This window comes from Acidobacteriota bacterium, assembly GCA_022340665.1.
GTDB lineage: Bacteria > Acidobacteriota > Thermoanaerobaculia > Thermoanaerobaculales > Sulfomarinibacteraceae > Sulfomarinibacter.
Genome location: JAJDNM010000120.1, coordinates 1 through 5,076, shown reverse-complemented (window position 1 = coordinate 5,076; position 5,076 = coordinate 1). Strand labels below are relative to the sequence as shown.

The following is a 5,076-nucleotide window of genomic DNA, read 5'->3' as shown; positions in this document are numbered from 1 at the left end:
ATTCGGATATCGGATTTTCCATCAGCATCCCCCTCTGGTTGTCATCCCGAGTGAGGGAGCGAAGCGACCGAATCGAGGGAACTGTGGGCAATGCAGCGGTGCCCTTCTGTCTTTCCGATAGATTCCTCCGCTCGGTCGCTGCGCTCCCTCGGTCGGAATGACAAGATGACGGGCTCGTCCGACGAGCCCAGTCAGAATGTCATACTGAGCGAAGCGTCCCGAAGGGACGCGGAGTCGAAGGATCTATGGGGCGGGCTGGGCTGAAGCGCGCCACTGCCTTGCCCATAGATCCCTCCGCTCGGACCCTTCGGGTCCTCGGTCGGGATGACAACGCGGGGCTTCCTCCGCTCGGCCTTCGGCCTCGCTCGGAATGACACGTAAAGTGTGTGGCCTTCGGCCTCGGTCGGAATGACACGCCATCGGGCGGGCGGGCATTCCTCATTCCTCATTCCTCATTCCTCATTCCTCATTCGGATTCCTCCGTTGGTTATACTTGAGAGCAAGCGAGGTGGCTCATGGCAGACGTGAATTCCTACGACATCTATGTTCTCGGGCTCAAAGATCCGTCAGAGGCGGGCCGGAACCGGTTCGCAACCGCGATGGAGCGCCTGACCGGTCGGTCGGGCTCCGAGTTCGACGAATCATTCCCGTCATCCCAGCTGCCGATGTTCGAGGCGCTGGATCGGGAGCGGGCGATCGAGACCGCCGAAGCCCTCGGCGAAACGGGCGTGCTGATCGAGGTCAAGCCGACCGACAAACACCCGCAACGTCGAGAGGAGTTGAGCCCGACCGAACGCGAGTGCCCGTCCTGCAATCACATCCAGCCGGCGACCAACGAAGAGTGCATCCAGTGTGGCGTCGTGTTCAAGAAGTACGAGCGCGAGCAGCTGCTGAAAATGCAGAAGGACCACACGCTCGAGCAGGCGATGATCAAGGCCATGCAACTCCGCCAGGAGTGGGTGCAGCGCGCCCAGCAGTACCTCGAGCAATACAAGATGCCGCCGGGGGTCGCTGACATCTTCTCCAACGAGCTCGTACAGGAAGAGGTCCCGTTCCTCAGGCTCAACTCCGAGGAAGGGCCGATTCTGATGACGTCGAGACGGATGCTGACCCGCAGAGGCAAGATATTCGAATCCATACCGTACGAGATGATCGACGAGGTCGAGTTCGGCGGCGGCAAGATTCAGACCAGGAAATCGAAGTTCAGGCTGCAGGTCATATTCCACGCGCCGTTTCTGATGAAAAGCGGCGAAATGGAAAAGAGCATGACCTGGCACCTGGACAAGGACTCCTCCTTCAAGAAGGAGGTGGTCTTCGACTGGGGCTACGCGCGGAACTTCATCTGCGGATCCTGCGGCGAACGCGATCTCGAATACCGCAACGAAGGAAGAAAGGTGCACTTCCGCTGCATGCACTGCGCAACCGACCACGAGGTCGACCTCGAGGAGTGCGTGGCCGTGCCCCTGATCACCGAATGAGAGGGCACGCGTGAAACCTCGAATCCTCACTCTGCTCGCCGTCGCGTTGACGGCTCTGACCTGCTCCCAGCCCCCACCTCCGGTAGACACGGGGGTCGAGAACGCCGAGCTCGGCATCAAGCTCGTGTCGGTGCCCGAGGGCCTGACCGTTGTCGCGAACGAGGGCCGAACGCTCGTCCTGAAGCCGACGGCCGAGGGCGCCGAAGGTTCGATCGTCTTCGCCGTCGGCCCCGAGCAGCCCTCCATCAATCTGGTGGCCACCGTCCAGAATCACCAGGCGCGGATCGAAGCGATGCCGGACGGCGTCTACAAGGGCGGCCAGGAGCTCACGGGCGATTTCGGGGCCGCCTTCTACTCGAGAGGGAGATTCTCGGAGGACGGCAGAACCATGGAAGAGACCGTCTTGTTCCTGATCCACCCCTCGGCCTACCGGCTCCTCGAAATCCGCTATCTCTACCCTGCCGGCAGCGACTCCGCGGCCAGGGTCGAACAGCTGATCAGCGTCCTCGGCGAATTGGAGTGAGCCCCTGGAGGGGATGAACCCCTCCCCTACGGTTTCTCGGGGCGTGCTTCCGTCGTAGGGGCGGGGTTTATCCCCGCCCGAGCGAAGGCGATTCATTTAGAACCCGACTTCCGCTTGGTATCCTGCCGACGGTGCAAACCAGGAAACCTCGTCGCAAAAAGACCCGCCTTCACCCCGCTGTCTATTCGCAACCCGGTGCGGTAGGCCTCCTGACGACATGCACGGCCGCCCGGCGGAAGGTGTTTTTTGACCCGACATTCGCTGAGGCGGCAACAACCGAAATCAACCAGCTTCACGGCGAAACCTGGAGCGTGCTCGGTTTCTGCGTCATGCCGGACCACGTCCACCTTCTGGTTCTCAATGTCGACGGATCGCTGCTCGATTTCATGCGCGTCTTCAAAGGTCGAACCGCCAAACGCATTCGGCCTGATGTACCTGGAACACTGTGGCAAAGGAGCTTTCACGATCACCTGTTGCGGCGAAAAGAAGATATCAACCGGACTTTGCAGTACATGCTTGAGAACCCGGTACGTGCGGGCCTGGTTGAGGAATGGGCCCGATACCCATGGTGCGGATCGTGCCAGTGGCCGGAGATCGATCCGGATTTCTTCAGTGTGAGGCCAGAGGACGTTCTGTGGACCGAGGTATTTCAACTCGCACCTAGTCCTGTAGACGACGGGTAAATCAGTGCGAGTGAGTCCGAGGCGGAAGGTTGGTTGGAATCCCAAACTCGGGAGGGGATAAACCCCTCCCCTACAAATCCTTCTCTCCCACCCCAGTCAGGGTGGGCGGAAATTAAAAATTGAGATTTGAGAATTGAGAATTCAAACGACTCTCGCGCCGACGGAACCCAGAACCTTGTCGAGGCGTTCCTCGAACGCCTGCCTGAACGCGCCGTGCAGCGGCGACATCCGCTCACCCGCCAGATCCGCACGAAAACCGGTGTCGTTCTCGGAGATGCGGTAGCGAAGCTCGCTCGACCCCATCCACTGGAACACGATCACCAGCTCGGCCCCCTCGTGGCGCATTCTGACGAAATCCTCGTACCCCTTCTCGGAGAGCTTGTTCCTGACTCTCGCGATAAAGGCGTCGACCGATCCACCCTCGAACTCGAATGCTTGCACGCCGTCGATCATACCGCGGTCCCGTCGACACAAAAAACGCCGCGAGACCACAACGGCCTCGCGGCTTCTGACGTTGAGTCCACCCGGAGGGCGGATTCTGGCGGACCCTTCGTCACATAGCTTGATCTATTTCGTCTCCCGGCAGAGCGACAGAACCCTCTCCACCGGGGGCCTCGAGCGTGCAGATCTGTGAAATCAGGTCCTGGATCTCAAGGCCCTCGGCAATCTCCTCGGCAAACTCGAGACCCGCCTGGTACCGCATAGCCATCTTGCCGTCGTCATCCCGCATCATCTGTGCCCGGCAGCGTGCAACCTTGCCGCGAATGACAACCGGACCGTTCGGCGCATCAATTGTCAGCTCACAGATTCCCGCAGGCGGCAGACCGCACGGTGAATCGATCAACATGCCGTGCTGCGAGACATCGAGGATCCGCACGGCCATTGTCGGCTTGACGCGGCCGGTGACCTCGTTGGTCACTTTGAATCGCAGGCTTCTCCTCCGATCCCGGCGATCCTTGGCAACTTCTTTTTTTGTCTTCGATTCCTGCATGTCCGCCTCCGGCGCCGCATAAGTGCAAGGGCAATGCCAACCTTCAGTCAAGCGTGATGCAGATCACCATGTCCGAACCTGGGACAGGGCGTACCGACTTGAAGCAGAAACCCGGTATTTAAAGGCAGAACCCGGGGGGTGGGGTGGGAAATTCGAAATCAGAAATTGGTCTGTCATCCCGAGCGAAGCGCCGAAGGCGCGCAGCCGAGGGATCTATGGGCAATACAGGACCGCGCTTCTGCCATGTCCACAGAACCTGCCCTGAGCGAGCGAAGCGAGTCGAACGGGTTCCTCCGCTCGCTCTCGCCGTTCGCTCGGTCGGAATGACAAAGGGCGGGAGTGCTCTGTTCGTTCGGGCTGAATGACGGAGGGCTTCAGCCGGAAACCATGTCCGCAGCATATTTCGCCGCGCCGAGGAGGGCGGCACGATCTTCGAGAATCACCTTGACCGGCATCTTCTCCAGCAGCGGCTGCATCCGGCCCTTGGCGAGGAATCCTTCCATGAAGGCGCCATTTTCGAGGAACGGCAGGATCTTCGGCGCGATCCCCCCACCGATCCACACCCCGCCGGTGGCCATCAGCTTGAGCGCGAGATTGGCCGCCTCCTCGCCGTAGAACATCGCGAAGAGTTCCAAAGTCTGGAAGGCAGTCTCGTGATACCCGTCGAGCGCCGCTCTCGAGATCGCAGGAACCGGGTCACCGGCGCGTTCCGCCTCCACGAACCAGCCCGGCTCCTTTTCGTCGGCCTCCTCCAACATGAAACGGAAGAGATCCGCCAGGCCGGGCCCCGATAGCACCCTTTCCCAGCTCACGTGACCGTGGACGTCCCGCAAAAAGTGCAGGAGCCGGTCCTCGAGCAGGTCGGTCGGAGAAAAGGTGGCGTGGCCTCCCTCGCAGGCGAAGGGCTTCAAGGTTTCGCCATCCCAATAGATGCCGGCCTCACCCAGGCCGGTACCGGCGGCGATCACCGCACCGTTACCGACAGCGCCCGCCTCGCCCGCGTTCAGAACCGTCAACCGTTTCTCGTGCAGGGCGGGAATGCCCCACGCGGTCGCCTCGAGATCGTTGATCAGGGCCACCGCCGGGATGCCCGAGCAGCGTTCCAGATCGGCGGCGTCCACGACCCACGGCAAATTCGTCACCCGCACCTGCCGGCCGGCGACCGGGCCGGCGATGCCGAAGCACGCGGTGCGGCAGCCTCCACCCCGGGACCCGACGAAATCGACCACGATCTCCTCGAGGCCTTCGTACTCCCGGCTCGGGTAGCTTCTTTCTTCCACCGGCCGGCAGTCCGCGCCCTCGACCTCGAAAATGCCGAGGCGGGTCTTCGTGCCGCCGATGTCTCCCGCGAGGACTCGCATTGCCGGGGAGTGTAGCAGTGATGGGTTTTGAGTTGAGAGG

The 5,076-nt window shown here is 61.3% G+C and carries 6 protein-coding genes; 3 read left to right on the top strand and 3 right to left on the bottom strand.

Annotated features, from left to right (window positions below):
• Window positions 1–515 precede the first annotated feature (515 nt).
• The 3 genes from LJE93_13220 to LJE93_13210 all read left to right on the top strand — a co-directional run bounded on the left by LJE93_13220 (window position 516) and on the right by LJE93_13210 (window position 2,684).
• Window positions 516–1,478 (top strand): hypothetical protein, encoded by a 963-nt coding sequence (locus LJE93_13220; GenBank protein ID MCG6949867.1) that lies wholly within the window; start codon window positions 516–518, stop codon window positions 1,476–1,478.
• Window positions 1,479–1,488: 10 nt separating this feature from the next.
• Window positions 1,489–2,001 carry a hypothetical protein gene (locus tag LJE93_13215; GenBank protein ID MCG6949866.1) on the top strand — a complete coding sequence of 171 codons (513 nt, stop codon included), beginning with the start codon at window positions 1,489–1,491 and terminating at the stop codon, window positions 1,999–2,001.
• A gap of 131 nt (window positions 2,002–2,132) precedes the next feature.
• Complete coding sequence (locus LJE93_13210; GenBank protein MCG6949865.1) at window positions 2,133–2,684, top strand: transposase; 552 nt, start codon at window positions 2,133–2,135, stop codon at window positions 2,682–2,684.
• 141 nt (window positions 2,685–2,825) lie between these two features.
• Here the strand turns inward: LJE93_13210 and LJE93_13205 are convergent, their stop codons facing one another.
• The 3 genes from LJE93_13205 to glk form a co-directional block, all read right to left on the bottom strand.
• Complete coding sequence (locus LJE93_13205) at window positions 2,826–3,125, bottom strand: hypothetical protein (GenBank protein MCG6949864.1); 300 nt, start codon at window positions 3,123–3,125, stop codon at window positions 2,826–2,828.
• A 112-nt stretch (window positions 3,126–3,237) separates the two neighbouring features.
• Window positions 3,238–3,675: a PilZ domain-containing protein gene (locus LJE93_13200; protein MCG6949863.1), complete on the bottom strand. Its 438-nt coding sequence runs from the start codon at window positions 3,673–3,675 to the stop codon at window positions 3,238–3,240.
• Window positions 3,676–4,049: 374 nt separating this feature from the next.
• Window positions 4,050–5,036 carry a glucokinase gene (gene glk, locus LJE93_13195; GenBank protein ID MCG6949862.1) on the bottom strand — a complete coding sequence of 329 codons (987 nt, stop codon included), beginning with the start codon at window positions 5,034–5,036 and terminating at the stop codon, window positions 4,050–4,052.
• Window positions 5,037–5,076 lie beyond the last annotated feature (40 nt).